Source organism: Kitasatospora nipponensis, assembly GCF_039528135.1.
GTDB classification, from domain to species: Bacteria; Actinomycetota; Actinomycetes; order Streptomycetales; family Streptomycetaceae; genus Kitasatospora; species Kitasatospora nipponensis.
Genome location: NZ_BAAALF010001148.1, coordinates 1 through 521 on the forward strand (window position 1 = coordinate 1; position 521 = coordinate 521).

Here is a 521-nt window from a genome sequence, read left to right on the forward strand (position 1 = left end):
GGCACGACGCCGTGCACCCGGAGCTCGGCACCCTGGCGGACTTCGACGCGTTCCTGTTCGAGGCCGGGCGGCTCGGCCTGGAGGTGGCGCTCGACCTCGCCCTGCAGTGCGCCCCCGACCACCCGTGGGTCGCCGAGCACCCCGAGTGGTTCACCCAACTCCCGGACGGCAGCATCGCGTTCGCCGAGAACCCGCCGAAGAAGTACCAGGACATCTACCCGCTCAACTTCGACCGGGCCCCGGGCGGCCTGTACCGGGAGATCCTCCGGGTGGTGGAGTTCTGGGCCGAGCGCGGGGTGCGGATCTTCCGGGTGGACAACCCGCACACCAAGCCGCCGGACTTCTGGCACTGGCTGATCCGCACCGTGAAGTCCACCCGCCCGGACGTGCTCTTCCTGGCCGAGGCGTTCACCCGCCCCGCCGTGCTGCACGGGCTGGCCAGGCTCGGCTTCACGCAGTCCTACACCTACTTCACCTGGCGCGACACCAAGGAGGAACTCACCGACTACCTCACCGAACTC

At 69.7% G+C, this 521-nt stretch carries 1 protein-coding gene; it reads left to right on the top strand.

Features of this window, described 5'->3' with window-relative positions:
• Positions 1–521 (top strand): alpha-amylase family protein (locus ABD323_RS45350; protein WP_486327202.1); only part of this gene is annotated, 521 nt, incomplete at both ends.